The 24,589-nt window shown below is 68.5% G+C and carries 26 protein-coding genes; 6 read left to right on the top strand and 20 right to left on the bottom strand.

The features are described 5' to 3' along the window. Positions 1-57: 57 nt before the first annotated feature. Entirely contained in the window at positions 58-357 is a 300-nt protein-coding gene (locus tag FW784_RS02110) for a KGG domain-containing protein (protein ID WP_149351706.1), read from the bottom strand. A 566-nt stretch (positions 358-923) separates the two neighbouring features. Here FW784_RS02110 and FW784_RS02105 point away from each other — a divergent pair. Further along, entirely contained in the window at positions 924-2,399 is a 1,476-nt protein-coding gene (locus FW784_RS02105) for an MATE family efflux transporter (protein WP_149351705.1), read from the top strand. Here FW784_RS02105 and FW784_RS02100 read toward each other — a convergent pair. Then, positions 2,377-5,037, bottom strand: coding sequence for an excinuclease ABC subunit UvrA (locus FW784_RS02100; RefSeq protein WP_149351704.1), 2,661 nt, complete (start codon positions 5,035-5,037; stop codon positions 2,377-2,379). The genes FW784_RS02105 and FW784_RS02100 overlap by 23 nt on opposite strands. A 103-nt stretch (positions 5,038-5,140) precedes the next feature. On the opposite strand from FW784_RS02100, the gene modA reads away from it, so the two are divergent. Genes modA through FW784_RS02085 form a run of 3 tightly spaced genes read left to right on the top strand, consistent with a single transcriptional unit; the run spans position 5,141 to position 7,223 of the window. Continuing rightward, positions 5,141-5,914: a molybdate ABC transporter substrate-binding protein gene (modA, locus tag FW784_RS02095; RefSeq protein ID WP_149351703.1), complete on the top strand. Its 774-nt coding sequence runs from the start codon at positions 5,141-5,143 to the stop codon at positions 5,912-5,914. Beyond that, positions 5,914-6,600, top strand: a complete 687-nt coding sequence (gene modB, locus FW784_RS02090; protein ID WP_149351702.1) for a molybdate ABC transporter permease subunit — start codon at positions 5,914-5,916, stop codon at positions 6,598-6,600. The genes modA and modB overlap by 1 nt, the downstream gene beginning before the upstream one ends. After that, complete coding sequence (locus FW784_RS02085) at positions 6,597-7,223, top strand: ATP-binding cassette domain-containing protein (RefSeq protein ID WP_149351701.1); 627 nt, start codon at positions 6,597-6,599, stop codon at positions 7,221-7,223. The genes modB and FW784_RS02085 overlap by 4 nt, the downstream gene beginning before the upstream one ends. Here FW784_RS02085 and FW784_RS02080 read toward each other — a convergent pair. From FW784_RS02080 to rlmE, 14 genes are all read right to left on the bottom strand, one after another. Continuing rightward, the gene (locus FW784_RS02080; protein WP_149351700.1) at positions 7,220-7,405 is read right to left on the bottom strand and encodes a hypothetical protein; all 186 of its coding nucleotides are present in this window, start codon (positions 7,403-7,405) and stop codon (positions 7,220-7,222) included. The two genes, FW784_RS02085 and FW784_RS02080, sit on opposite strands and share 4 nt — an antisense overlap. 58 nt (positions 7,406-7,463) lie before the next feature. Next, positions 7,464-8,189 carry an anti-sigma factor family protein gene (locus FW784_RS02075; RefSeq protein ID WP_149351699.1) on the bottom strand — a complete coding sequence of 242 codons (726 nt, stop codon included), beginning with the start codon at positions 8,187-8,189 and terminating at the stop codon, positions 7,464-7,466. 362 nt (positions 8,190-8,551) lie between these two features. Continuing rightward, positions 8,552-9,844 (bottom strand): adenylosuccinate synthase, encoded by a 1,293-nt coding sequence (locus FW784_RS02070; RefSeq protein WP_149351698.1) that lies wholly within the window; start codon positions 9,842-9,844, stop codon positions 8,552-8,554. A gap of 217 nt (positions 9,845-10,061) precedes the next feature. Beyond that, entirely contained in the window at positions 10,062-10,250 is a 189-nt protein-coding gene (locus FW784_RS02065) for a DUF2065 domain-containing protein (protein ID WP_149351697.1), read from the bottom strand. Continuing rightward, positions 10,250-11,113 carry a protease modulator HflC gene (gene hflC, locus FW784_RS02060; RefSeq protein WP_149351696.1) on the bottom strand — a complete coding sequence of 288 codons (864 nt, stop codon included), beginning with the start codon at positions 11,111-11,113 and terminating at the stop codon, positions 10,250-10,252. Before hflC ends, FW784_RS02065 begins: the two co-directional genes overlap by 1 nt. Beyond that, positions 11,110-12,228, bottom strand: coding sequence for an FtsH protease activity modulator HflK (hflK, locus tag FW784_RS02055; RefSeq protein WP_149351695.1), 1,119 nt, complete (start codon positions 12,226-12,228; stop codon positions 11,110-11,112). The genes hflC and hflK overlap by 4 nt, the downstream gene beginning before the upstream one ends. 118 nt (positions 12,229-12,346) lie before the next feature. After that, entirely contained in the window at positions 12,347-13,648 is a 1,302-nt protein-coding gene (gene hflX / locus FW784_RS02050) for a ribosome rescue GTPase HflX (protein WP_149351694.1), read from the bottom strand. Positions 13,649-13,672: 24 nt separating this feature from the next. Further along, a complete protein-coding gene (gene hfq / locus FW784_RS02045) occupies positions 13,673-13,945 on the bottom strand; it encodes an RNA chaperone Hfq (protein ID WP_149351693.1) in 273 nt (90 codons plus the stop codon). A gap of 147 nt (positions 13,946-14,092) precedes the next feature. Then, positions 14,093-15,046 (bottom strand): tRNA (adenosine(37)-N6)-dimethylallyltransferase MiaA, encoded by a 954-nt coding sequence (gene miaA, locus FW784_RS02040; protein ID WP_149351692.1) that lies wholly within the window; start codon positions 15,044-15,046, stop codon positions 14,093-14,095. Positions 15,047-15,073: 27 nt separating this feature from the next. Further along, positions 15,074-16,495 (bottom strand): amino acid permease, encoded by a 1,422-nt coding sequence (locus FW784_RS02035; RefSeq protein ID WP_149351691.1) that lies wholly within the window; start codon positions 16,493-16,495, stop codon positions 15,074-15,076. Between the two features lie 396 nt (positions 16,496-16,891). Further along, the gene (gene folP, locus FW784_RS02030; protein WP_149351690.1) at positions 16,892-17,791 is read right to left on the bottom strand and encodes a dihydropteroate synthase; all 900 of its coding nucleotides are present in this window, start codon (positions 17,789-17,791) and stop codon (positions 16,892-16,894) included. Beyond that, positions 17,791-17,949: a glycine zipper domain-containing protein gene (locus FW784_RS14220; RefSeq protein ID WP_187770639.1), complete on the bottom strand. Its 159-nt coding sequence runs from the start codon at positions 17,947-17,949 to the stop codon at positions 17,791-17,793. Before FW784_RS14220 ends, folP begins: the two co-directional genes overlap by 1 nt. A gap of 70 nt (positions 17,950-18,019) precedes the next feature. Then, entirely contained in the window at positions 18,020-19,912 is a 1,893-nt protein-coding gene (gene ftsH / locus FW784_RS02025) for an ATP-dependent zinc metalloprotease FtsH (RefSeq protein WP_187770638.1), read from the bottom strand. Positions 19,913-20,056: 144 nt separating this feature from the next. Then, the gene (rlmE, locus tag FW784_RS02020) at positions 20,057-20,689 is read right to left on the bottom strand and encodes a 23S rRNA (uridine(2552)-2'-O)-methyltransferase RlmE (RefSeq protein ID WP_149351688.1); all 633 of its coding nucleotides are present in this window, start codon (positions 20,687-20,689) and stop codon (positions 20,057-20,059) included. Positions 20,690-20,767: 78 nt separating this feature from the next. On the opposite strand from rlmE, the gene yhbY reads away from it, so the two are divergent. Both yhbY and FW784_RS02010 read left to right on the top strand, forming a co-directional pair. Then, the gene (yhbY, locus tag FW784_RS02015; RefSeq protein ID WP_235893537.1) at positions 20,768-21,076 is read left to right on the top strand and encodes a ribosome assembly RNA-binding protein YhbY; all 309 of its coding nucleotides are present in this window, start codon (positions 20,768-20,770) and stop codon (positions 21,074-21,076) included. 40 nt (positions 21,077-21,116) lie between these two features. Then, positions 21,117-21,500, top strand: coding sequence for an Mth938-like domain-containing protein (locus FW784_RS02010; RefSeq protein WP_149351686.1), 384 nt, complete (start codon positions 21,117-21,119; stop codon positions 21,498-21,500). A gap of 15 nt (positions 21,501-21,515) precedes the next feature. Here the strand turns inward: FW784_RS02010 and FW784_RS02005 are convergent, their stop codons facing one another. Genes FW784_RS02005 through surE form a run of 4 tightly spaced genes read right to left on the bottom strand, consistent with a single transcriptional unit; the run spans position 21,516 to position 24,352 of the window. After that, the gene (locus tag FW784_RS02005) at positions 21,516-22,268 is read right to left on the bottom strand and encodes a peptidoglycan DD-metalloendopeptidase family protein (RefSeq protein ID WP_149351685.1); all 753 of its coding nucleotides are present in this window, start codon (positions 22,266-22,268) and stop codon (positions 21,516-21,518) included. Further along, on the bottom strand, positions 22,265-22,879 hold the full coding sequence (locus FW784_RS02000) for a YqaA family protein (RefSeq protein WP_149351684.1): 615 nt from the start codon (positions 22,877-22,879) through the stop codon (positions 22,265-22,267). The genes FW784_RS02005 and FW784_RS02000 overlap by 4 nt, the downstream gene beginning before the upstream one ends. A gap of 13 nt (positions 22,880-22,892) precedes the next feature. Next, positions 22,893-23,570 (bottom strand): protein-L-isoaspartate(D-aspartate) O-methyltransferase, encoded by a 678-nt coding sequence (locus FW784_RS01995; RefSeq protein WP_149351711.1) that lies wholly within the window; start codon positions 23,568-23,570, stop codon positions 22,893-22,895. Then, positions 23,567-24,352, bottom strand: coding sequence for a 5'/3'-nucleotidase SurE (surE, locus tag FW784_RS01990; RefSeq protein ID WP_149351683.1), 786 nt, complete (start codon positions 24,350-24,352; stop codon positions 23,567-23,569). The genes FW784_RS01995 and surE overlap by 4 nt, the downstream gene beginning before the upstream one ends. Positions 24,353-24,589 lie beyond the last annotated feature (237 nt).

Below are 24,589 nucleotides of genomic sequence, written 5' to 3'. Positions count from 1 at the left end.
GCACGGCGCGAGTGGAAAAGCCCCGCAGTGCGGGGCTTTTTCTTGCGTCGCGATCGGTCAGTGATTGCCGCCATGTTGTTCACCACTGCGACCGCCTTGCTGCGGACTCTTGGGTCCGCCACTGCGCGCGGCTTCGCCGCCCAGGCGGCCGATCTCGGACATGTGTTCGCGGTCCTGGCTCACCGCTTCGCCGCCCTTGCGGCCGGCCTCGCGTGCTTCCTTCGAATCGAATTCGTGGGCGTGGCCGCTTTCATGCGCGGCGCGGCCGCCCTGCGACGCGATCTCGCGCTGGCGTTTTGGATCCATGCTGCCGAAACCGCCACCCTTCTTGCCGCCCTGGTTCTTGTTGCTGGCCATGATCTGATTCCTGTGCTGGGGAAAGTCGGTCGCGGAAGTCGAAGCACTGCTTCCGCCGGGCACCGGCACCACCCGGGCTGTTGCCGGTGATCGTCCTGCTCCCGGTGCTGCTGCGCGATTGCTTGACGGGAGCTCGATCAACGCTATCCACGCCGTTGTTATCGGCATGGCAACCGCGCGTGTTCATTTGGCCAAAGCGTCGGGACGCAGCTCATCGTGGTCGCGCGTGCCGAGCGCGTGTGGGCACTACCCCGCGGCGCCGATGCCGGCTTTCCTCGCGCGTACATGCGCTCGTTCCGGGAGTTCGAGGTGGCGGGCATCCCACGTCGTGCAGGTACCCGGCCACAACCGCAGTTGCCCGAGCCGGCAACCGCCGGTCCGCGCCCCGTGATGCGCGATGCGTGTGCCTAGAGCGACGGGTCGCGCGCCCGGTCCGACTGTGGCAAACGTCGTCGCCGCATCCGCTCTCAACGCGCGCGTGGCAACACCCATGCGCGACGCCCGCACGGAATTCCGCCGCCTGCACGCCCCAGCAGGTACCCTTCCAGCCCGCTTCGGAGGCACGAATGGCCGGTCCACGTCACGACCTCACGCAGGGGCCCATCGCCGGCACGCTGTTCCGCTTCGCCTTGCCGATCCTCGGCGGCAACGTGCTGCAGTCGCTCAACGGCTCGGTCAATGCGGTGTGGGTCGGGCGATTCCTGGGCGAGCAGGCGCTTACCGCCACCGCCAATGCGAACAACGTGATGTTCCTGCTGCTCGGTGCCGTGTTCGGCATCGGCATGGCGGCGAGCATCCTCGTGGCGCAGGCCATCGGTCGCGGCGACCTGAAGCAGGCACGCAGCGTGATCGGCACGAGCGCCACGTTCTTCATCGGCCTGTCGATCGTCATCGCCGCGATCGGCCTGCCGCTGTCGCGACACCTGCTCGCGCTGATGGACACGCCGCCGGCCGCGCTGCCGTTTGCCGAGGCCTATCTCAGGATCATCTTCCTCGCGCTGCCGTTCCTGTACGCCTTCACCTTTATCACGGCGATCCTGCGCGGCTCCGGCGACACGCGCACGCCGTTCCTGTTCCTGCTGCTCACCGTCGCGCTCGACATCGGCTTCAATCCGGTGCTGCTGTTCGGACTCGGCCCGTTCCCGCGCATGGGCATCGCCGGCGCCGCGACGGCCACGCTCATCGCGAACGCCGTAAGCCTTGGCGCATTGCTGCTGTGGCTGCGCCACAAGAAGCATCGCCTGTGGATCAGCCGCCACGAACGCGGGCTCTACAGGCCGAATCTCGCGGTGCTGAAGTCCCTCATCGTCAAGGGGATTCCGATCGGCTTGCAGATGATGCTGATCTCGGTCGCCATGCTGGCGATGATCACCATGGTCAACAAGCACGGAGTCGACACCGCGGCCGCGTACGGTGCTTCGTTGCAGCTGTGGACGTACGTGCAGATGCCGGCCATGGCGATCGGCGCGGCCTGCTCGTCGATGGCCGGACAGAACGTGGGTGCGGGCCGCTGGGACCGCGTGCATTCGACGGCCAAGTCAGGCGTGCTGTTCAACTTCCTGATGACGGGCGCGCTGATCATCCCGCTGATCCTGTTCGACCGGCACACGCTGTCGCTGTTCCTGCCCGACGGCAGCCCGGCGCTGGCCATCGCGATCCACCTCAATCCGATCGTCGTCGCCTCCTTCCTGTTCTTCGGCGTCACGTTCGTGCTGTCGGGCGTGGTCCGCGCTACGGGCGCCGTGATCCCGCCGCTGATCATCCTGGCGATCGCGCTCTGGGGCGTCCGGGTTCCGTTCGCCTCGCTGCTGCAGCCCCGCATGGGGGCCGATGCGATCTGGTGGAGTTTCCCCGCGAGCGCGATCGTCGCGATGCTTGGCTCGGTGGCCTACTACGTGTTCGGCGGCTGGCGGAAATCACGGATGCTGCGCCCGGGTCCAAATGAAGTCGCCGTGCCCACCGAGGTGCCCGGGCAGGCCCCGTCACCGATCGCCGACGTTGCCCGTTGCGACGAACCGGCTACGGGCGCGCGCGGGCCATGACCTCGGCGAGGTAAGGCGCGGTGCGGCTTTCGGCACGCGCCGCCAGTTCCGCGGGCGTGCCGCACGCGACGAGCTTGCCGCCGTCGTCGCCAGCGCCGGGGCCGACATCGATCACCCAGTCGCTCTGCGCCACCACGCGCATTTCGTGTTCGACCAGCACCACGGTGTTGCCCGCGTCCACCAGTCCGTGCAGCTGACGCATAAGGCGATCGACGTCGGCGGCGTGCAGGCCCGTCGTCGGTTCGTCCAGGACGTAGAGCGCGCGGCCGCGCTGGTTGCGCTGCAGTTCGGTCGCCAGCTTGATGCGTTGCGCTTCGCCGCCCGATAGCTCCGTGGCCGGCTGTCCGAGCCGCAGGTAGCCCAGCCCGATCTCGCGAAGGAGCTCAAGCGGCCGCCGCACCGCCGGGTGGTTGGCGAAGAATTCGGCCGCCTCCTCGACGTTGAGCGCAAGTACTTCCGCGATGTTCTTGCCGTCCAGGCGCACCGCCAGCGTCGCCTCGTTGTAGCGGGCGCCATGACACGTCGGGCAAGGCGCGTAGACGGTCGGCATGAACAGCAGCTCGACGCTGACGAAGCCTTCGCCTTCGCAGGTCGCGCAGCGACCCTTGGCGACGTTGAAGGAGAAGCGCCCCGCATCGAAGCGGCGCTTGCGTGCATCGGGCGTCGCGGCGAACAGCTTGCGCACATGGTCGAACAGGCCGGTGTACGTCGCGAGGTTCGACCGGGGCGTGCGGCCGATCGGCTTCTGGTCGACACGCACCAGCCGGCGGATCGCGTCGAGGTCCCCGCGCAGGTGACCCCGCGTGCGTTGCGCGAGGCTGGGTCCTTCGTCGGCCTCCGGCTCTTCGTCCTCGGGTTCGTGGCCGAGATGGCCGCACACGAGGTCCACGAGCGCCTGGCTGATCAGGCTCGACTTGCCGGAACCGGATACACCCGTGACCGACGTGAGCACGCCCAGCGGGATCCGTGCGTCGATCGCGTGCAGGTTGTTGCGATGCACGTCGCGCAGCTCGAGCCAACCCGTCGGCGGGCGATACGCGCGCGCCGGCGGCGACACGTGTTCGAACAGATAACGCGCGGTTTCCGACGACGGGATCGCCTCCAGTCCGGCCGGTTCGCCGCTGTAGAGCACCTCGCCGCCGCGCTCGCCTGCGCCCGGGCCGACGTCGACCAGCCAGTCGGCGCGACGCATCATCGCCAGGTCATGCTCGACCACGAAGATCGAATTGCCACCGTCGCGTAGCTCCCGCAACGCGTCGAACAGGGCCTCGCTGTCGGCCGGATGCAGGCCGGCGGAGGGCTCGTCGAGTACGTAGACCACGCCGAACAGGTTCGAACGGATCTGCGTGGCAAGCCGAAGCCTCTGCAGTTCACCGGGCGACAGCGTGGGCGTCGCACGGTCCATCGAGAGGTAGCCCAGGCCGAGCGACTGCAAGGTGCCGATGCGCGCCACCAGATCGGTCGCGATGCGTTGCGCGGCAATGCGCTTCTCTTCCGACAACGTCGCCGTGCGATGGATATCGGGCGCTGCGGCGTGCGTGGCCTTGCCGGCGGCGCTGCGTTGGGCGCGGTCGCGTCTGGTGGCTTTGGCGCCGCGTGCATCGCCATGCGAAACGGCGGGAACGTCGTCGAAGCGGCCCTCGGCAACGGGACGCAGCAGATCCACCAAGCGGTCGAACGACAACTGCGACAGGGTGCCGATGTCGACGCCCGCAAAGGTCACCGACAGCGCCTCGCGCTTGAGCCGTTTTCCATCACACACGGGGCACGCGCTGCCCGTCATGAAACGCGCCACGCGGCGCTTCATCAACGCGCTCTGCGTGTTCGCGAACGTGTGCAGCACGTACCGGCGCGCGCCGGTGAACGTGCCCATGTAGGCGGGCTCGAGCTTGCGCTTGATGGCCGACCGCGTCTCGGCCGGCGTGAAGCCCGGGAACACGGGCACCGTCGGCGATTCATCCGTATAGAGGATCCAGTCGCGGTCCTTCCGGGGCAGGTCCTTCCACGGCCGGTCGACGTCGTAGCCCAGCGTGACCAGGATGTCGCGCAGGTTCTGGCCGTGCCATGCAGGCGGCCACGACGCGATCGCGCGATCGCGGATCGACAGCGACGGATCCGGCACCATCGAGGCCTCGGTGACCTCGTACACGTAGCCGAGCCCGTGGCAGCCCGGGCACGCGCCCTGCGGCGTGTTGGCCGAGAAGTCCTCCGCGTAGAGCATCGCCTGCCCGGGCGGATAGCTGCCGGCGCGCGAATACATCATGCGCACCAGGCTCGACAGCGTGGTCACGCTGCCCACCGACGACCGCGCACTCGACGCGCCGCGCTGCTGCTGCAACGCCACCGCCGGCGGCAGGCCTTCGATCGAGTCCACGTCGGGCACGCCGACCTGGTCGATCAGCCGTCTCGCGTACGGCGCCACCGATTCGAAGTACCGCCGCTGTGCCTCGGCATACAGCGTGCCGAACGCAAGCGACGACTTGCCGGAGCCGGAGACGCCCGTGAACACCACGAGGGCATCGCGCGGGATGTCGACGTTGACATCCTTGAGGTTGTGCTCGCGTGCGCCGCGCACGCGCACGAAGGCGTCGCGTCGCGCCGGCTCGCCGCCGGCCCGGGATCCGATGTCGTGGGTCATGTGCCTCTCGCTGTCCAGCAGCTGTATTGGACGATGGCGGTGCAGGCGGCGGGGTGAAGGCGTGTCTGGTCTAATGCGGCCAACTTCGTCGCCGGCTGCCCCGATGGCTGCGCTCACCCGGTTCGCCCTGCTTGTTTGTGCTGCGCTCGCTTTCGCGACGGCTGCGCGGGCCGCCGCGCCGCTCACCGTTTTCGCGGCGTCGAGCCTGAAGGAAACGCTGGACGAAGCAGGCGCGCTCTACGGCCGCACGCACGCGGTTCCGGTGCGCATCAGTTACGGCGCCAGTTCCGCACTGGCCCGGCAGGTGGAGGAAGGCGCGCCGGCGGACGTATTCATCTCCGCCGATCGCGACTGGATGGACGTCGTGCAGAAGGAACACCTGATCGACGCGCGCACGCGGCGCGACGTCGCAGGCAACGCGCTCGTGCTGATCGCGCCGGCGTCGCGCGAAGCGTTGCCGATCACGCCCCGTCGCGGGCTCGACCTGCGCCCGCGCCTGGGACGCGACGGCCGCATCGCACTGGCGTTGACGGCGAGTGTCCCCGCCGGTCGCTATGCACGCGCGGTGCTGCAGTCGCTGGACATGTGGGCGCCGCTGCAAGGCCGGGTGGTCGAGGCGGAAAATGTGCGCGCCGCGCTCGAGCTGGTCGCCCGTGGCGAAGCGGCGCTGGGTATCGTGTATGCGACCGATGCGCTCGCGGAACCGCGCGTTCGCGTACTCGCGCGGCTTCCGGCCGATCCGCGTGCACCGATCGCCTACCCGGCCGCGCGCGTCGCGGCGAGCCGGCATCCGCAGGCCGCCGGTTTCGTCGCATGGCTGCGTTCGCCCGCAGGCCAGGCGATCTTTCGTCGGCACGGTTTCCTGCCGCCGGCATGATGCTGACGCCCGACGAAGCTGCGGCTGTCGCGTTGAGCCTGAAGGTCGCGACCCTCGCCACGCTCGCCAGCCTGCCGCCTGCGGTTGCCGTGGGCTGGCTGCTCGCGCGCCGACGCTTCCCGGGGCGATTGCTGCTGGACGCGCTGGTGCACCTGCCGCTGGTGCTGCCGCCGGTTGTCACGGGTTTCGTCCTGTTGCGGGTGTTCGGCCTGCGTGGCGTCGCCGGCGCATGGCTGCACGACACGCTCGGCATCACGTTCGCGTTCCGTTGGACGGGCGCCGCACTGGCCTGCGCCGTGATGGCGTTCCCGCTGATGGTGCGCGCGATCCGGTTGTCGCTCGAGGGTGTCGACGTGCGACTCGAAAATGCAGCGGCGACGCTCGGCGCATCGCCGCTGCGCGCGTTCGCCGACGTGACGATGCCACTCGCGTGGCCGGGCATCGTGGCCGGCGCGGTACTCGGGTTCGCGAAGGCGGTCGGCGAATTCGGCGCCACCATCACGTTCGTTTCGAGCATTCCCGGCGAGACACAGACGCTTTCATCGGCGATCTATGCATTGCTCCAGGTGCCCGGTGCCGAGTCGCGCGTGTGGGCGCTGTGCGGCGTATCCGTTGCGATTTCACTGCTGGCGATGCTGGCAGCCGAAGCCCTGCTGCAACGGCAGCGACGCGAGCCGGCAACGTGAGCGATGTCGTCCACTCCATCGACGTAACGCTGCGCCGTGGCAGCTTCGAGCGCAGGCTGCGGATCGAGAGCGACGCGCGGGTACTCGCGCTCGTGGGTGCATCGGGCAGCGGCAAGACCTCGGTGCTGCACGCGGTCGCCGGGCTGTTGCGACCCGCGCGCGGACATATCGCCATCGCGGGCGAAACGCTGTTCGATGCGGCGCGCGGCGTCGACGTCGCGCCGCACCGGCGCCGAATCGGTTACGTGTTCCAGGACGGCCGATTGTTTCCGCATCTCGACGTGCGCCGTAACCTGCTCTACGGCGCGCGAAGCAATGCCGGCGGCTTTACGTTGGACGACGTCGCCGCCCTGCTCGCGCTCGGCCCGCTCATGCAGCGGCGCATCACCGGCCTTTCCGGCGGCGAGGTGCAACGGATCGCGCTGGGCCGCGCGCTGCTGTCCCAGCCGCGGCTGTTGCTGCTGGACGAGCCGCTCTCGATGCTGGACCCGGACCGCCGCGAAGAGCTGCTGCCGTACCTGCAGGGCGTCCGCGACGAGAGCGGCCTTCCGATGATCTACGTGAGCCACGCAGCCGACGAGGTGGCGCGCATCGCGCAGGACGTGCACCGCTTCGACGACTAGGGTCGCTTGCTGCGCGACACGAGCGCGCCAGCCACCGCGATGGCGACGACAATCAGCACGATCAGGCGCAGGCCCGGCGTGTAGAAGATCGCGCCGAGCATTTCGCAACCGCTGCAGGCAAGCGGCACAAGCAGCGAGATCGCAAATCGCGCCCGTTGCCGGCGACGCATCGGCGTGTCCATCTCCATCGCTCCGAGGGTAGGCCGTCGACGTTAGGCACAAGTGCACGCGACGCGCTTGTCAGCGCCAACCGGATGCGCGGGCGCGCCGCTCCTGCACCGCGTCGAATGCGCCGCCCCGCATGCGTTCGTCGATCGCCACGAGGACTTCGGCGGGCATCGCGGTCGATGAGGCGTTCGTCGCCGCGCTGCCGCTGGCATCGAGCGCGCCGACGACCGGCAATGTCCAACTGCCGCCCTCGCGGCATGCGAGCCCGGCGACGTGCCACGCACCGGACACGAAGCTTCGGCACACCCGACCGCGGCTGTCGCGGAAGGTGAGTTCGATTCGGACGGGGGCTGCGGCGTCGGGCGAGCCGGCAAGTGCGTTATCCAGCCGACGGGCGAGCTCGGCGCTCGCCACGAACCGGGTGTCGCGCCACTCGACCTGCGTTTCCGGCTTGCGCAGCCGGTTCCCGATGGCGAGCGCGGCGACGAGCGCGGCCAGTGCAATTGCCGGAATGCGCCACCGCGACGCGTGCGGCTTGGACGCGCCCGCCGCACCGGGATCCCGATCGGCTGAGTCGCGAGCACGCGCGTCCCGAACGAGAAGACCCTCCAGCCGCGACGGCGCGGGTTGCGGCGCAGTGTCGAATGCGGCCCGGCCCGGTCCTCGAAGTCGCCTCGCGCGTTCGACCCGCGCTGCGACAAGCACGTCCGCCGCGATGGCGGCCTCGACACGCGCGATGTCCGGCGGCGCGAGTTCGCCGTCGACGTATGCCTGCACTTCCTGGTCGGAAACGGTCATGGCTTCGTTACGGGTGGCCGGGTGGGGTGGGCTTGCCTGGGCCAGGCGTCGATCACTCGCGTGCACGCACGCGTCGCGGCGAGGTTCGACATCCCGGCGCTGATCATCGCGCCGTTCGGGAGCGATCGTACGCGGCACGTGGAAGCGCCTCGCCCCCACGCGAAATTCGCGCGTCCGCGCAACGCGTCGCGGCCACCCCCACCGCTTCCGGCGCGCCGCGTCGATGCGGACATGGCCCCGCGGCGATGCTTCGCTCGCGCCGGCCGGGAAACTCCGCGACCCGCTCGCACGGCGACACCAACGATCGACGCAAACGACGAAGCCGCCCGCAGGCGGCCCCGTAGCCGAACGCACCGCAGCTGCTACGCGAAGGGATCCTGCAACACGATGTTCGCGTCGCGGTCCGGCCCGGTCGACACGATCGCCAGCGGGCAGCCGGCCAGTTCCTCCAGCGCACGCAGATACGCGCGCGCCGCCGGCGGCAGCCTGTCCCATTCGGTAATGCCTGCGGTGCTCTCCTGCCAGCCCGGGAATTCCAGATACACGGGCGTGCACTCTTCCCAGCCGCCGGCATCGAGCGGCGCGTATTCGGTGCGCTTGCCGCGGTACTGGTAGGCGATGCAGATCTTCAGCTTCTCCATGCCGTCGAGGATGTCGAGCTTGGTGATGCAAAGGCCGCTGATGCCGTTGATGGCCACCGCGCGCTTGAGCGCGACGATGTCCATCCAGCCGCACCGGCGCGGGCGCCCCGTCGTTGCGCCGTATTCCTGGCCGCGGTCGCGGATGCCCTGCCCGACTTCGTCGTCGAGTTCGGTGGGGAACGGGCCGCCACCCACGCGCGTTGCATAGGCCTTGGCGATGCCCAGCACGTAGTCGATCGCATCGGCGCCGACGCCCGTACCGGCGAGCGCGCCACCGATCGTCGTGTTCGAGGACGTCACGTACGGATACGTGCCGTGGTCGATGTCGAGCAGCGAGCCCTGCGCGCCCTCGAACAGCACGCGCTTGCCCTGCTTGCGAAGCTCGTGAAGGATGCCTGCCACGTCGGCCTTCATCGGTTCCACGTACTCGCCGAACGCGAGCGCTTCGTCGAGCGTCTGCTGGAAATCCACGTCCTCCGCGCCCAGGTACTTGGTGAGCACGAAGTTGTGATAGTCGAGCGCCGCGCGCAGCTTTTCGGCCAGCTCCTGCGGGTAATGCAGGTCCGCGACGCGGATGCCACGACGCGCGACCTTGTCCTCGTAGGCCGGGCCGATGCCACGCCCCGTGGTGCCGATCGCCTTGCCGCCTGCAGCCTTCTCGCGCGCCTGATCGAGCGCGATGTGGTACGGCATGATGATCGGCGTCGCCGGCGATATCTTCAGGCGCGAACGCACTTCGACACCGTTGCCCTCGAGCTCGGCGATTTCCTTCTGCAGCGCCCCCGGGTGCAGCACGACGCCATTGCCGATCAGGCAGAGCGCGTCGTCGCGCAGGATGCCGGACGGGATCAGGTGCAGCACCGTCTTCTTGCCGGCGATCACCAGCGTATGCCCGGCGTTGTGGCCGCCCTGGAAGCGCACGACCGCGCCGATGTCCTGAGTCAGCAGGTCGACGATCTTGCCCTTGCCTTCGTCACCCCACTGGGCGCCCAACACCACGACCGACTGACCCATCGCACTCTCCGGATTCGCTGCAAAGTGAGCGCCCCGCCACGTCGACGCGCGGCATCGATGGACACGCGGCAGCGCGCCATGTCGCGCCACCGGGCGCGACTTCCATCGACCGATCCACCGTGGCGGACCGCAGACACGAGAAAAGCCGGCGGGTCTCCCCGTCCGGCTTTTGTGCATTCTCCGGGTTTCCGTCCGCCGGGGCCAGCCTGATCGTCGTTCAGCCGCGAACCGCCCAAAGCGACAGCAGCCCGCCGATGACGACCGCGCCGCCAAACAAGCGCAACTGGAGGCTGGTCAGCACGTAGAGCCGCTCGGCCGTGCGCTTCCATCCCTCCGGCGTGAGGAACAGGAACAGACCTTCGAAGACCGCGACCAGGCACAGCGCCGACAACAGCTCCCGCGCCATCAGCGGTCGGATTTGAGGTACTGAAGGAACGGGTCCGACTTGTCGACCACGATCACCGTCTGGCCGCCGGAGAATGCGTGCCGGTACGCCTCGAGGCTGCGCTGGAACGCGTAGAAGCCCGGGTCCTTCTCGGCGGCACCCGCATACAGGCGCGCCGCCTGCGCATCGCCCTCGCCACGCAGCTGCTGCGCGTCGCGCTCGGCTTCGGCCACCAGCACCGCGCTGTCGCGGTCGGCGTCGGCCTTGATGCGCTGCGCCTGCTCCGCGCCTTCGGCGCGAAGCTGGCTGGCCACCTGCTGGCGTTGGGCTCGCATGCGGCTGTAGACGTCGCCGATCACCTTGCTGTCGGTCGGCAGGTCGATCTGCTTGATGCGCAGGTCGACGATGTGAACGCCCAACGTGGATGCGCCGCGATTGATCGCGGCCAACTGCGCCGCGACGATGCCCGCGCGGTCGCCCGAAACCACCTGCGACAGGGTGCGCGTGCTGATCTCGTTGCGCAGCGCGTCCTTGATGATCGGCGCGAGGCGCTCGATCGCGATGCGCTCGTCGCCGCCGGTCGCGCGATAGAACGAACGCAGGTTCTCGATGCGACCCACCGCGAAGAAGTCGACGCTGATGTCCTTGCGTTCGGACGTGAGGTAGCGCTCGGGCTCGGCGGGCAGCACGTCAAGGCGGCGATCGAAGGTCAGCTGCGTTTCGACCAGCGGGAACTTGAAGTGCAGTCCGGGGCCCAGATCGGTACGCGCGAGGCGCCCGAGGTTCAGCACGATCGCGCTATGCCCTTCCTGCACCACGAACATCGAACCCATCAACGCGAGCAGCGTCGCCACTGCGAGGGCGATCAGCACGGGATATCTCATCGCTCTTCTCCAGCGCCGCGCGGCGCACGCGGCTGGCGCGGGCCTCGGCCGCCTTCGTCCGCGGTAACGGTGGGCAACACGTCGGGCATCAATACCGGCGCCGACTGCGGCTGCGACGGCGAGAGCAGCGGCGGCACCACGGGGTTGGCTGCCGGCTGCGCCGGCGCCATCGGAACATAGATCAGTTGGCGTGAGTCGCCGCCGATGATCGTGCGGTTTTCGCCAAGCACCTGTTGCACGGTTTCAAGCCACAGGCGCTTGCGGGTGACGTCGGGCGCGGCCTTGTATTGCTCGACCAGCAGCGAAAAGCGTTCCGCGTCGCCGGTTGCACGCGCGATCGCCGAGGCCTTTTCACCTTCGGCGCTGGCGCTGATGCGGGCGGCTTCGCCGCGCGCTTCCGGAATCACCTTGGCGGCATAGGCGCGGGCTTCGCTGATCACGCGATCCTTGTCCTGCTGCGCCGAGTTGACGTCGTCGAAGGCTGGCTTGACCTCCTCGGGCGGGCGCGCGTTCGGCAGATTGAGTTCTGTGACCGCAAGACCCGTTCGATACGCCTCGAGCGACGCCTGCAACCGCGTGCGCGCCGCAATCGCGAGCGAATTGCGCGAGCCGAGAACGGTGTCCAGGTTGGAGCGGCCGACGAGCTCGCGCACCGTCGACAGCGACGCCTGCTTCAGCACGTCATCCGCGTCGCGCGTGCCGAAGAGGTAAAGCTGCGGATCCTTGATGCGGTATTGCACGTTCAGATCCACGTGCACGATGTTCTCGTCGGACGTCAGTACCGGCACCGTCTGCGTGAACGTCTTGATTTCGGTCGCATTGACCTTGGCCACGCTCTCGATCGGCCATGGCAGTTTGAAGTGGGGGCCGGGCGCCAGCTCGCGTGCGAACTCCCCGAAACGCAGCACGACACCGCGCTGCTGCTCGGACACCAGCACGAACGTGCTGAAGACCAGCCAGATGCCCAGAAGCAGCGGAACCCAGCGCACCGGACCGCCGGCGCCGTCGAACAGGATCTTCAGGCGGGCGAGCAGATCGGCGGGCGCGAACCCGCGCGGGCGACGCGGGGGTCGTCCGGGCTCGCCGTTGTCACTGCCGGGCGTGTTCCAGGCCATGCGGGCTCCTGAGGTGCGCTGCGGTACCGCCGCCGGGCGCACGGGGCGCGCCTCCGAGGGGCGGCATTCTCGCCAGCGCTTGGAATGGGATGGATTCTAGGTGGGGGGTCCGGCCGCCTCAACCAAGAGGCGGTTCGACATCCGGCGGCAAAAGCGGCATCAGCGCATGGCCGCCGGGGCCGGCCGCCATGCGGCTCGCCTCGGCGTGCGCCATGTCCACGTCCAGCCACCAGCCGTCCTCCTCGACGCGCTCGGCGCGAACCGCCCCGAGTTCGTACAGCTGGCCGCGCAGGCGTGCAGCCATGCTCGGCAGGTGGATGCGCCCGGTGACACGTTCCAGGCCGAGCACCTGTCCGATCGCCTCACCGAGCAGGTCGAGCCCCAGCGAATCGCGCGCCGAGATCCAGACGCGCGGCCGTTCCTCGACGAAGCGGTCGTAGCGCGGCGCCGTGTCTTCCAGCCGGTCGATCTTGTTGAAAACGAGCAGCTGCGGAATGTCGCTCGCCTCGATTTCCTTGAGCACGGCGTCCACCTGCGCGATGCGCTCGGTGCGAAGCGGATCGGCGGCGTCGACGACGTGCAGCAGCAGGTCGGCGTCGCGCGCCTCGGACAGGGTGGAACGGAACGCGGCGACGAGGTCATGCGGAAGGTCGCGCACGAAGCCGACGGTGTCGGCGAGAACCACGCTGCAGCCCGGCAGGTCGATGCGTCGCACGGTGGGATCGAGCGTGGCGAACAGCTTGTCGTCCGCATACGCCTCGGCGCCGGTCAGGGCGTTGAACAGCGTCGACTTGCCGGCGTTCGTGTAACCGACAAGCGCAACGCGCGGCAACTCGCCCTTCATGCGGGCGCGGCGCATCTGCGTGCGTTGCACTTCGACCTTGTCGAGCTTCTTGGACAACTGCTCCAGGCGCTTCTGCAGCAACCGGCGATCGGTTTCAAGCTGCGTCTCGCCCGGACCGCGCAGGCCGATCGCACCGCCGCGCTGGCGCTCGAGGTGAGTCCAGCCGCGCACGAGCCGCGTCGCCATGTGCTTGAGCTGGGCGAGCTCCACCTGCAGCTTGCCTTCATGACTGCGCGCACGCTGCGCGAAGATGTCGAGGATCAGACCGGTACGGTCCACCACGCGCCGCTGGAGCGCGCGCTCGAGATTGCGCTCCTGCCCTGGGCTCAGCGTGTGGTTGACGAGGATCAGGTCGGCGCCGCTCGCTTCGGCGGCGGCGAGTACTTCCTCGAGCTTGCCGCTGCCGATCAGCGTGGCGGCGTTGGGACGGTCGATGCGCGCGGTGACCACCGTGGCTACCGTCGCACCGGCGGAACGCGCGAGTTCCTGGAACTCCTCGAGCACCGATTCGTCCAGCGGACCGGCATGCGGCTGTATGAGCAGCGCGTTCTCGCCCTTGCGCGACCGTTCAAACATGCCGCACCTCCAACCGCATGGCCATCATTCCGCGGGAATCTCCGACGCGCCTTCGTCCCCCGGCTGCACGAAGCCGCCACCCGGCCCCACGCGCACGTTGCGCGCCGGTACCACCGTCGAGATCGCGTGCTTGTAGACCATCTGGCTCACGGTATTGCGCAACAGCACGACGAACTGGTCGAAGGATTCGATCGTGCCCTGCAGCTTGATGCCGTTGACCAGATACACCGACACCGGCACCCGCTCGCGGCGCAGCGCGTTGAGAAATGGATCCTGCAAAGATTGCCCCTTAGACATTGCCTGTTTCCCCACCTTTCTATTTGTTTTCGTTATGGGCGGCCGCGACGGAGCCGGCCGTGCGCCTGGGTTGTCCCCACCCCGGCGACGGTCCGATGGTAGCGCAACGTCGCTGATTTCCCGTGGTTGCGACGTGCACGGGCGGCGCTAGCGCCGCAGGAAACCGCTGATCAGCGCCTCCAGCCGGGCCCGATCCAGCGACGGGTCGGCGGTGACCGCGTCGAGCTCGCCACGCAGCCAGGTGAGCTGGCGCTTGGCGAGCTGGCGCGTTGCGTGGATGCCGCGCTCGCGCAGCTCGGCGGCTTCGAATGCGCCGTCGAGATGCTCCCAGGCCTGGCGATAGCCGACGGCGCGGATCGCGGGCAGGTCGAGCGGGCGCGGGTGCGCGGCGAGTTCCGGCCGCGCGCGCAAGCGGCGCACCTCGTCGAGAAAGCCGGCGTCGAGCATGGCGTCGAAACGTTGTTCGATGCGGTCATGCAGGACCGCGCGTGATGCGGGCGCGGCGACAATCTTGAGGACGCGACACGGGAAACGCTGCATCGGCCGTTCACGGCGCCAGTCGGTGATGCTGCGACCGCTGACCCGCCACACCTCGAGCGCGCGCTGGATGCGTTGCGCATCCGTCGGATGTATGCGCCTCGCGGCCTCCGGGTCGATGCCGGCGAGCTCGACATGCATCGAGGCCCAGCCGCGCTCCGACGCATCCCGCTCGATCGCGGCACGAACACTTGCGTCGGCTTCGGGCATCGGCGACAGGCCGTGCAGGAGCGCATGGAAATACAGGCCGGTGCCGCCGGTGAGGATGGGCAGGCGTCCGCGCGACACGATCGCGTCCACGGCGGCGAGTGCATCCGCGGCGAATTCCGCGGCGGAATACGGTTGCCAGGGTTCGCGGATGTCGATCAGGTGGTGCGCGACCCCACGGCGCTCGTCGACCGACGGCTTGGCCGCACCGATGTCGAGCCCACGGTAGACGAGCGCGGAATCAACGCTCACCACTTCGCCGTGGAATCGCAGCGCCCAGTCGATCGCCAATGCGGTCTTGCCCGAGGCGGTCGGGCCCATCAGTGCGACGGCAAGCGGGCGGGCGTCGGCTGTCACGTGACGGACGAAGCGACGGACGAAGCGTCAGGCATGGTGTCCGCGCGCGAGCTGGCTGTTGCGGCGGCTGTAGACGACATAGACGACCACGCCGATCGCATTCCAGATCAGGAACCAGACCTTGGTGCGATCCGGCAGGCTCCAGAACAGGTAGAGGCAGCCGAGGATCGCCACCGGCCCGATGAGCCATGCCGCGGGCGCCCGGAATACCCTCGCGCGCGCAGCGTCCCGGCGACGCAGCACCAGCATGCAGGCGGCCACCGCGATGAACGCGGCGAGCGTGCCCGCATTGGCGAGCGCCGCGATCTCGTCGAGCCGGGCAACACCGGCGAGCGCAGCAACGATGACGGCGGTGAACATCGTCGTAGCAACCGGCGTGCCGGTGCGCACGCTGACTTTCGACAATCCGCGCGGCAGCAGCCCGTCGCGCGACATCACGAAGAAGATCCGGCTCTGCCCGTAGAAGAACGCCAGGATTACCGTCGGCAACGCCACCACCGCCGCGCCGGCGACGATCTTCGCGGCCCCGCCCTCGCCCATCTCGCGCATGATCAGCGCCAGCGGCGCAGGGCTCTGCGCAAATACCGTGTAGTGCATCGCGCCCACCGCGGCGAGCGCGACCACCACGTAGATCAGCGTGCAACCCACCATCGAACCGATGATGCCGATCTTCAGGTCGCGCGCCGGGTTCTTCGCTTCCTCGGCGGCTGTCGAGATCGCGTCGAATCCGTAGAAGGCAAAGAAGATGATCGCGGCAGCGGCCATCACCCCGTGCTCCTTGCCGTCCGGGCCCGTGGACTTCGCGAAGCCGTGCGGCATGAACGGGTGCAGGTTGGCCGCGTCGAAATGCGGCAGCGCGATGGCGACGAACACCGCGAGCGCAAGCACCTTCGCGATGACGAGCACCGTGTTGAGCGTCGCGCTCTCCCGCGTCCCCAGCATCAGCAAACCCGCGACCGCGAACACGATCAGCACCGCCGGCAGGTTGACCAGCCCGCCCGCATGCGGACCGCTGACCAAAGCCTGCGGCACCGCGACGCCGAGCCCTCGCATGAACTCCACGACCGAGCCCGACCAGCCGACGGCGACCGCGCTTACGACGAGCGAATACTCGAGGATCAGGCTCCAGCCGACGATCCACGCGACGCCCTCGCCGAGCACGGCGTAACTGTAGGTATAGGCGCTGCCCGCGGCCGGCATCATCGTCGACATCTCGGCGTAGGCGAGCGCGGCGCACGCGCAGACGATGCCGGCGACGAGGAACGACAGCAGCACTGCTGGACCCGCGAGGTTTGCAGCGGTGCCGATCAGCGTGTAGATGCCGGTGCCGACGATCGCGCCGATGCCGAGCGCGACGAGATGCGGCCAGCCGAGCGTGCGAGTGAGCCGTCGGCCTTCCTCATGCACCGTGATCCGGTCGATGTCCTTGCGGCGGAGCCAGGAAGTCATGTGTGGCCTTCGGCAGGAAGCGATGCCCGAAGTGTGGGGCAAGCGACCGGGCGACGCGATCCGTTGCGGGCGGGTGCGGCCCTCCGCGGTCGCGCGGAGCCATGCGCATCGGCATGGCGAAACTTTGGCCAATGAAAGCCCCATGCGGCCGTGGCGCTTCGCGACGCGCTTATCCACAGCCGCTGCCCAAGGCTTATCCACAGGATGTGTGGGTAACCGGACGTGCGCGCCTCGGCCCGGCGCGGGGAGGGCGATCTCGCCATTCGTTGGCGCACCACAGCGGCGCAAAAAACGCAGTTACGCGAGGAGCCAAGCAGCGACGAACGGGCGCAGTGCCTGGACCGGCACGCGCCGCGCGCCTCCGCCATGCCGCGCCCTAACGTGCGGAGGCTTGGCTCAGTCTTCGTCCGGCCAACGAATCGTGGGCTTCGCCTCTGCGACGCGCGGCACCGGCTGCGCGACGACGGCATTCCAGACCTTGATCGCGTCGACAGTCGCGGCCACGTCGTGCACCCGCACGATGCGCGCGCCATTCTGCGCCGCAATGAGATGCGCTGCGACCGAGCCTGCGGCGCGCTCCGCCGGCACGGACCGTCCGGTGACCTCGCCGATCGTCCGCTTGCGCGACAGACCGGCGAGCACCGGCACGCCGAGCTCCGTAAACCGCTGCAGGCGCGCAAGGAGTTGAAGGTTGTGATCGCGCGTCTTCCCGAAACCGAAGCCGGGATCGATCACGATGCGTTTCTTGTCGATACCGGCCAGCTCGGCCGCGAAGATGCGCTCGGTCAGGAAGCGATGCACTTCGGCCACCACGTCTTCGTAGCGCGGGTCGTCCTGCATCGACCGCGGCTCTCCGAGCATGTGCATGATCACCACCGGCACGCCGAGCGACGCCGCCGCGTCGAGCGCACCCTCGCGCCGCAACCCGTAGACGTCGTTGATCATGCCCGCGCCCGCCGCCACGGCCGCGCGCATCACCTCGGGCTTGGAGGTATCGATCGACACCGGTACGCCCGTGCGTTTCGCCAGCGCGGCGATCACCGGAATGACGCGGCTCAGTTCCTCGTCGATCGACACCGCCTCGGCGCCGGGCCGCGTCGATTCGCCGCCGACGTCGAGCAGGTCGGCGCCCTCGTCGACGAGCTGCAGGCCGCGCGAGATCGCCGCTCCGGTGTCGAAAGACTGCCCACCGTCGGCAAACGAATCGGGCGTTACGTTGACGATGCCCATCACCCGCGGCACGTCGAGCACCAGCCGGCGGCCACCGCAGTCGAGCGCGGGGGCAGTGTCGAACATCAGGTCCCGCCCCGACGGCCGGCAATGGTCGACAGCACCACGCCCAGGGCGACCCCCATTCCTACGCCAACGCCCATGTTGTGCATCGCCGCCCCGATGGCGACGCCTATCGCAATGCCGATGGCAAGGAAAACCCCGAAACGCTGCGGACGTTGCATCGCGGACTCCGGAAACGAAAAAAGGCCAGAGCGGACTCTGGCCTTTTCGGGATTGCGTGGCAACGTCGCGTCAGGTGCCGGTGGGCGCCACGCCACCGAGCTGGAGACGCTTCGGCTCTTCGGTCGCCGGGCCACCGCGTGCCCAGCCCGAAGGCGGCGGCGGTTCGCGGCCTTCCATGATCGCGTCGATCTGCGTGGCGTCGATGGTCTCGTATTCGAGCAACGCCTTCGCCATGGCATGCAGCTTGTCGACGTTGTCGGTCAGCAGCTTCACCGAGCGCGCGTACGCGTGGTCGAGGATGCCACGGACGACCTCGTCGATCTTGCGCGCGGTTTCGTCGGACACGTTCTTGTGCTGCGTCACCGAGCGCCCGAGGAACACTTCGTCCTCTTCCTCGCCGAACGTGATCGGGCCGAGTTCCGACAGGCCCCACTTCGTGACCATGTTGCGGGCCATCTTGGTGGCGCGTTCGATGTCGTTGGATGCACCGGTGGTGACCTTGCCGGCGCCGAAGATCAGCTCCTCCGCGACGCGACCGCCATACAGCGAGCACAGCTGCGACTCGATGATCGTGCGGTTGTAGCTGTAACGGTCGCCTTCCGGCAGGTACATCGTGACGCCGAGCGCGCGGCCACGCGGGATGATCGTGACCTTGTAGACGGGGTCGTGCTCAGGCACCAGGCGGCCGACGATCGCGTGCCCGGCCTCGTGGTACGCGGTGTTGGTCTTTTCCTCGAGGCTCATCGCCATCGAGCGGCGCTCGGCGCCCATCAGGATCTTGTCGCGCGCCCTGTCGAAGTGCTCCATGTGCACCTGCTTGGCGTTGTCGCGCGCGGCGAACAGCGCGGCCTCGTTGCAGAGGTTCGCGAGGTCGGCGCCCGAGAAGCCGGGCGTGCCGCGCGCGATCGTCATCGGCACGACGTCCTCGCCGAGCGGCAGCTTGCGCATGTGCACCTGCAGGATCTGGTCGCGGCCGCGGACGTCCGGCAAGCCGACCGTCACCTGACGGTCGAAACGGCCCGGGCGCAGCAGCGCGGGATCGAGCACGTCGGGCCGGTTGGTCGCGGCGATCACGATCACGCCTTCGCCGCCCTCGAAACCGTCCATTTCGACCAGCAATTGGTTGAGCGTCTGCTCGCGCTCGTCATGACCGCCGCCGAGACCCGCGCCACGGTGGCGACCCACCGCGTCGATCTCGTCGATGAAGATGATGCAGGGCGCGTGCTTCTTGGCCTGGTCGAACATGTCACGCACGCGGCTGGCGCCCACGCCCACGAACATCTCGACGAAGTCGGAACCGGAAATCGAGAAGAACGGCACCTTCGCTTCGCCGGCGATTGCGCGGGCGAGCAGCGTCTTGCCGGTACCCGGCGGGCCCACCATCAGCACGCCGCGCGGGATCTTGCCGCCGAGCTTCTGGAAGCGGGTGGGATCGCGCAGGAACTCGACGAGCTCGCCGACCTCCTGCTTGGCCTCGTCACAACCCGCGACGTCGGCGAGCGTGACCTTGACCTGGTCCTCGCCCTGCATCTTGGCGCGCGACTTGCCGAAACTCATCGCACCCTTGCTGCCGCCCTGCTGCATCTGCCGCATGACGAAGATCCACGCGCCGATGATCAGCAGAATGGGCAGGAAGTTGAGCAGGATTCCCCAGAAGGACGGCCCCTTCTGCGGCGGGTTCTGGTTGACGGAGACGCGGTGGTGCAACAGGTCGTACATCATCCCGGCGTCGGTAGGCGCGTAGGTGACGAAGCTCGTGTTGTCCTTGCGCTTGCCGCTGATCGTGACCTCGTCCTGGTCGATGACAACGCTCTGGACGCGATCCGACTGCACCTGTTGGATGAACTGGTCGTAGGCCAGCGTCTCCGTCGGCGCACTGCGCGGGCCGAAGGCCTGGAAGACCACCATCAGCACGACGGCGACCACCACCCACAGCAAGAGATTCTTGGCCAAGTCGTTCATCTTCATACCTTGTGGACCCATTGAAGCACGTACGAGCTGTACGCCTGTTCAAGATGCATGCCGGACGAGGCCGGGTGACTGGCAACAGCCGCTTGCGCGCCGTCGCCACTTGCCTGCGATCGTTTTCAGCGGCCGCAGGCCACGTTACTTCATCTGCGCCCTGCGCCCCTGCGCGAGCGCATAGACCTCGGGAGAACGTTTGCGCGATGCGGCGGGCTTGCGGATCGCCACCTTGTCGTAGCGACGCCGCAGTTCACGCACGTAATCGTCGAAGCCCACGCCCTGGAACAGCTTGATCAGGAAATTGCCGCCGATACGGAGGTGGCGGTCACCGAAATCCATCGCGAGCTCGGCCAGGTGCATCGCACGGGGCAGATCCACCGAGTCCATGCCACTCATGTTGGGGGCCATGTCCGACAGAACAAGGTCCACCTGCGTCTGTCCGAGCGACGCTTCCAGCTGGGATAGGACCTCGTCCTCCCTGAAATCGCCATGAAGGAATTCGACCCCCGCGAGCGCCGGCATCTCCAGGATGTCCAGGGCGATCACTCGACCGGAGTCACCCAGCGCCTGTCGAACCCATTGCGACCACCCGCCGGGCGCTGCGCCGAGGTCGACCACGACCATTCCGGGCCTGAGCAGCCGGTCACGTTCGACGAGTTCCTCGAGCTTGTACGCGGCTCGCGAACGCAGCCCCTCGGCCTGCGCCTTCTTCACGTAGGGATCGGAGAAATGTTCCTTGAGCCAGCGTTGGCTGGACTGGCTGCGCTTCGGCATCGACGTGTGCGGGCGCCGGAAAAGTCGGCGAATCACCGCATGATACCCTGCGCCTCCCCACGCTCCCGGAACGTCCGCTTGACCGCTCCCAGCCTCACGAACGCCCAGATCCGATTCCTTCGCGGCCACGCCCATGGGCTGAAAGCGATGTTGCAGGTCGGAGGTAAAGGCGTGACGCCGGCGCTGGTCGCGGAACTCGGCCAGGCGCTGGAAGACCACGAGCTGATCAAGGTGAAAGTGGGAGCGGAAGACCGCGAAGCCCGCCGCGAGCTGATCGATTCACTCGCCGCCGCTGCCGACGCCGTGCTGGTCCAGCGCATCGGGCATACCGCGGTGCTGTATCGCCCGAGCCGCGACAAGCGGCAAATCGTGCTGCCGCGAGCCTGAGCGACAGCGTGGGACGTCGGCGACCGCCTGGAACGTTCGCATGCAACTGACGCTCGAGAATCCCGGTTTTTCGTATGTGCTTCGTAGCGCGGACGGCAGCGCCGCCCTCATCAACGAGCGTTGCCTGACGGCGAGCTTCATCGTCTCGGCCGACACGCTCATCGAAGACTGGCCGGTAACCGCCGCAGCGGACCTGACGCCCGAGCTCCTGCAGCCGCTTCTCGCGCTGTCGCCCGACGTCGTCCTGATCGGGAGCGGCGAGCGCCTCCGGTTCGCGCCCGCGATCACGCAGGCGACCTGCCTGCAGGCCGGCGTCGGCTTCGAGGTGATGGGCAACGCCGCCGCGGCGCGCACCTTCTGCGTGCTGGCCGGCGAAGGCCGGCGCGTGGTCGCCGGCTTCATCCTGGCGCCAACCGACGGCTGAACCGCAAGCGCGCGGCTAGCGCGGCGGCAGGTAAATCAGCGGATCGACCGGCTTGCCGGCGTATCGGATCTCGAAGTGCAGCATGTCGCGCGGGGCGCCGCTGTGGCCCATCTCGGCGATCGGATCGCCCGCCTTCACCAGCTGCCCTTCGTTGACCAGCCGTTTGCGGTTGTGCCCGTACGCCGACAGCCACTGGTCGCCGTGCTTGACGATCACCAGCTCGCCGTATCCGACGAGCCCCGCGCCCGAATAGACCACGGTTCCGTCTGCTGCCGATCGCACGGTGGCCCCTTCCGCGCCCGCAATGTCGATGCCCTGCTGCGTCGGCTCGCCGGTGAGGAAGCGTCCGACCAGCGTTCCTTCGGCGGGCCAGCGCCACGCGAAGCTGGCCGTAGGAGGCGCGGGGGCCACGGCCGGCGGCTGGCTGCGCGGTGAGGTGGCCGGCGTCGCGGCGCCGCGCGAGGCTGCTCGTGTCGGGGCAGAGCCCCCCGGATAAAGCCGAAGTCGCTGACCGGGATAGATGGTGTAGGGCGGCGGCAACGAATTCCACGACGCGAGATCGAGCACGCTGACGCCGTTCCGCGTTGCGATCGAGTAAAGGGTTTCCCCGCGCGCAACCACGGCGATCGCACCGGGCCTGGGCGTCGACACGCGTCGCGCCGGCGCATGTCGTGCACCGGGCTGCTCGCGAACAACGGTACTCGAGCAACCCGCCGTCGCGATGACCGCGACCAGGAGCAGGACGCTGGCGCGACGGCGCCTGCTCATGCGCCGTGTGCCGACCACGCCAGCCAGCCGATCGCCGCGACGAGCAGCAGCATCGCGGCCCAGCCGATCGGCTCGATGTAGCGGCGCAACGCCGCTGCCGCGCGCTCGCCGCCCGCGCGGATCACGATCGCGAGCAGGAAGACACGCTTGCCGCGCCCGAGCGCCATCGCCAGCAGGTATTGCAGCATCGGCACGCCGACGATGCCCGACGCCCAGGTGAATATCTTCATCGGGATCGGCGCAAAACCACCGCCGACGAGCAGCCAGAAAACGCCCCAGGGCGACTGCGCCATCCGCGCCTGCATCGCGCTGATCGCCGATTCGATTTTCGGCAGCAGCCCGATCGATGCGAAGAACGGCTTGACCGCTTCGAACGCGTAGTGGCCGAGGTAGTACCCGACCACCGCGCCGATCATGGAGAACGACAGGCTCAGCGCCGCGTAACGAAATGCTCGACGCGGCTGCGCCACGCACATCGGCGCGAGCATGACCTCCGGCATCACCGGGAAGATGATCGCCTCGAGGAAACTGAGTGCTGCGAGATAGCGTTCGGCATGCGGATGGCTGGCCCATCCGATCGCACGGTCGTATAGCGGGGCGAAAAGTTTCAAACGCGGCTCCGGTTCAATCCACGATTCCCGACAGCAGCGGGACGAACACGACAGGCGCGAGCACTTGCTCGTCGACACTGCCATCCGCCCGCTTCACCAGCTTCACCAGCGATTGCGCGTTCGCCGCGCCCACCGGTGCTATCAGCGTACCGCCCGGCACCAGCTGCTGCTGCAGCGCGTCCACCAGCGCCGGGGCTCCGGCAGTGACCAGGATCGCGTCGAACGGTCCGTTCTCGGCCCAGCCGATACGGCCGTCGTCATGCTTGCTCCGCACGGTGAGGCCGAGCGTGCGAAAGCGTTTGCGCGCGATGCGGAGCAGCTCGCCGATGCGCTCAACGGTGTGCACCTCGAGCCCGAGCGCCGCGAGCACGGCCGCCTGGTAACCCGAGCCCGTGCCGATCTCGAGCACCTTCTTCGGCTCCGAGGCCATGAGCGCCTCGGTCATGCGGGCAACCACCCACGGCTGCGAGATCGTCTGGCCGTGACCGATCGGCAGCGCGGTGTCTTCGTACGCTCGCGTCGCCAGCACCTCGTCGACGAACAGGTGGCGCGGCACGGTGCGGATCGCGTTCAACACGCGTTCGTCGGCGATTCCGTTCGCGCGCAGCCGCTCCACCAGCCGGTCGCGCACGCGCTGCGACGTGAGCCCGCTACCGGCCGCTTCGGGCTTGAGGTGCATGCGCATCGTCAGCCGGCCGTCCGCAGCTGGAGCGTGTCGACCAGCCCGCCGACCCATCCGGCGACCTGCTCGAGCGCGCGAAAGCGGGTGAGGTCGACGTGGATCGGCGTGATCGAGACGCACCCGCGCTCGATGGCGTGGAAGTCGGTGCCGGGGCCGGCATCCTGCGCGGCGCCGGCCGCGCCGATCCAGTACCACTGGCGGCCGCGCGGATCGACCTGCGGGATGCAGGCCTCCGCGCGATGGCGGTTGCCAAGCCGACCCACTTCAAATCCGGCGAGCGACTCCCACGGCACGTCCGGAACATTGACGTTGAGGATGGTGTCGGCCGGAAGCGGATCGGTTGCAAGCCGCGCGACAAGTTCCACGGCGGCGCGCGCTGCGGTCTCGTAATTGCGGCCCACGTGGTCGACCGTGGCCAGCGAGACCGCGATCGCCGGCAGGCCCAGCCCGCGGCCTTCCATCGCCGCGGCGACGGTGCCGGAATAGATCACGTCGTCGCCGAGGTTCGCGGTGTTGTTGATGCCGGATACGACGATGTCGGGGAGCTCGTCGAGCATGCCGGTCAGCGCGACGTGCACGCAGTCAGTGGGCGTACCGAACACGCGCCAGGTCTGCGCGTCCTGCCGGACGACGCGCACCGGCATGTCGAGCGTCAGCGAATTGCTGGCACCGGACCGGTCGCGGTCGGGCGCGACGGTGATGACTGAATGACCGGCCGCGCGCAGGTGGTCCGCGAGTACGCGGATGCCCGGCGCGTCGACGCCGTCGTCGTTGCTGACAAGGACTCGCATGGATGGTGGCGCCGCGTGGAAGGCACCGCCGGCGTCGGCGGGGGGTCATGATAGCCGAACGGCGCGTGTGCCCTTCCGCTTCATGAAGACGCCGTGGTGGTTCCGGCACCCGATGCCGCTAGTGTGGAGCGATGAGCGAGAACGAGCCGCGCGACGACGACCTCGAACTGTTCCGGCAGGCTGTCGGGCCGGTGCGCGCCGTCGTGGCCCCGCCCGCTCCGCCCGCCGCCCCGAAGC

It is taken from the genome of Cognatilysobacter lacus (assembly GCF_008274655.1).
Classification (GTDB): Bacteria; Pseudomonadota; Gammaproteobacteria; order Xanthomonadales; family Xanthomonadaceae; genus Cognatilysobacter; species Cognatilysobacter lacus.
This window is presented reverse-complemented; position numbering and strand designations above follow the sequence as displayed.

Coding starts and splice junctions, on each gene's coding strand:
- FW784_RS02110 (WP_149351706.1), bottom strand. CDS start 357: ATGGCCAGCAACAAGAACCAGGGCGGCAAGAAGGGTGGCGGTTTCGGC.
- FW784_RS02105 (WP_149351705.1), top strand. CDS start 924: ATGGCCGGTCCACGTCACGACCTCACGCAGGGGCCCATCGCCGGCACG.
- FW784_RS02100 (WP_149351704.1), bottom strand. CDS start 5,037: ATGACCCACGACATCGGATCCCGGGCCGGCGGCGAGCCGGCGCGACGC.
- modA (WP_149351703.1), top strand. CDS start 5,141: ATGGCTGCGCTCACCCGGTTCGCCCTGCTTGTTTGTGCTGCGCTCGCT.
- modB (WP_149351702.1), top strand. CDS start 5,914: ATGCTGACGCCCGACGAAGCTGCGGCTGTCGCGTTGAGCCTGAAGGTC.
- FW784_RS02080 (WP_149351700.1), bottom strand. CDS start 7,405: ATGGACACGCCGATGCGTCGCCGGCAACGGGCGCGATTTGCGATCTCG.
- FW784_RS02075 (WP_149351699.1), bottom strand. CDS start 8,189: ATGACCGTTTCCGACCAGGAAGTGCAGGCATACGTCGACGGCGAACTC.
- FW784_RS02070 (WP_149351698.1), bottom strand. CDS start 9,844: ATGGGTCAGTCGGTCGTGGTGTTGGGCGCCCAGTGGGGTGACGAAGGC.
- FW784_RS02065 (WP_149351697.1), bottom strand. CDS start 10,250: ATGGCGCGGGAGCTGTTGTCGGCGCTGTGCCTGGTCGCGGTCTTCGAA.
- hflC (WP_149351696.1), bottom strand. CDS start 11,113: ATGAGATATCCCGTGCTGATCGCCCTCGCAGTGGCGACGCTGCTCGCG.
- hflK (WP_149351695.1), bottom strand. CDS start 12,228: ATGGCCTGGAACACGCCCGGCAGTGACAACGGCGAGCCCGGACGACCC.
- hflX (WP_149351694.1), bottom strand. CDS start 13,648: ATGTTTGAACGGTCGCGCAAGGGCGAGAACGCGCTGCTCATACAGCCG.
- hfq (WP_149351693.1), bottom strand. CDS start 13,945: ATGTCTAAGGGGCAATCTTTGCAGGATCCATTTCTCAACGCGCTGCGC.
- FW784_RS02035 (WP_149351691.1), bottom strand. CDS start 16,495: ATGACTTCCTGGCTCCGCCGCAAGGACATCGACCGGATCACGGTGCAT.
- folP (WP_149351690.1), bottom strand. CDS start 17,791: ATGTTCGACACTGCCCCCGCGCTCGACTGCGGTGGCCGCCGGCTGGTG.
- FW784_RS14220 (WP_187770639.1), bottom strand. CDS start 17,949: ATGCAACGTCCGCAGCGTTTCGGGGTTTTCCTTGCCATCGGCATTGCG.
- ftsH (WP_187770638.1), bottom strand. CDS start 19,912: ATGAACGACTTGGCCAAGAATCTCTTGCTGTGGGTGGTGGTCGCCGTC.
- rlmE (WP_149351688.1), bottom strand. CDS start 20,689: ATGCCGAAGCGCAGCCAGTCCAGCCAACGCTGGCTCAAGGAACATTTC.
- FW784_RS02010 (WP_149351686.1), top strand. CDS start 21,117: ATGCAACTGACGCTCGAGAATCCCGGTTTTTCGTATGTGCTTCGTAGC.
- FW784_RS02005 (WP_149351685.1), bottom strand. CDS start 22,268: ATGAGCAGGCGCCGTCGCGCCAGCGTCCTGCTCCTGGTCGCGGTCATC.
- surE (WP_149351683.1), bottom strand. CDS start 24,352: ATGCGAGTCCTTGTCAGCAACGACGACGGCGTCGACGCGCCGGGCATC.